The sequence below is a fragment of the Rhodocytophaga aerolata genome (genome assembly GCF_030503435.1).
Taxonomy (GTDB): Bacteria; Bacteroidota; Bacteroidia; order Cytophagales; family 172606-1; genus Rhodocytophaga; species Rhodocytophaga aerolata.
In genome coordinates, this window is record NZ_JAUKPO010000189.1 from 1 (window position 1) to 603 (window position 603).

Genomic DNA, 603 nt, shown 5'->3' on the forward strand with positions numbered 1-603 from the left:
ATACCCATATGGTAGTAGAAAACCTGGACAAGTTCCCGGCAAATGATCACCTGGTATTCTCTCGGATACAAGTGCCTTGGGCTAGGTCAGGAACGCCCTATAACCAAAATCATGATAGTGTAACGGTGAAAATTACTAACAAAGGTACAGCTGCCCTGGTAATTAACTCATTAAACCTTTCCAATACGGTGAGGTGGAAAGTAGTGCAATTGAATACAGTAACTTTTAATGCGGCTACTATGCTTCCGCTTACTATCAATCCTGGAGCCTCTGTCACAGCCACCATACAGTTTGCAGCAGTGAATGAAGACCTGCGGGTGAAGGTTTTGCACGATACCTTATACATTGCTTCCAATGATGATAAGTCTCCGACAAAGAAACTAATGCTGCATGGTTTATATCAAAATAAGGGAGAGGGCAGCAATGAGCCATATGCCCGTGAAATAATTGATGCTTTTGGATTTAAATCAAATCCAGGATTTGGCAAAACTGACAATTCGAATTTAGGGACAAATAAAATAGCTAATTCTGATGAAGTTATCTCTTCTTTCTTTGTGAAAGCGGATGCGGGCAAACCGGTATCGGTGATTCAGATGGCCGCCT

At 42.0% G+C, this 603-nt stretch carries 1 protein-coding gene; it reads left to right on the forward strand.

The window, feature by feature from the left end; translation table 11 throughout:
- Positions 1 to 8: 8 nt before the first annotated feature.
- The coding region (locus Q0590_RS37475; RefSeq protein ID WP_302042811.1) for a hypothetical protein at positions 9 to 603 on the forward strand (595 nt) is incomplete at its 3' end.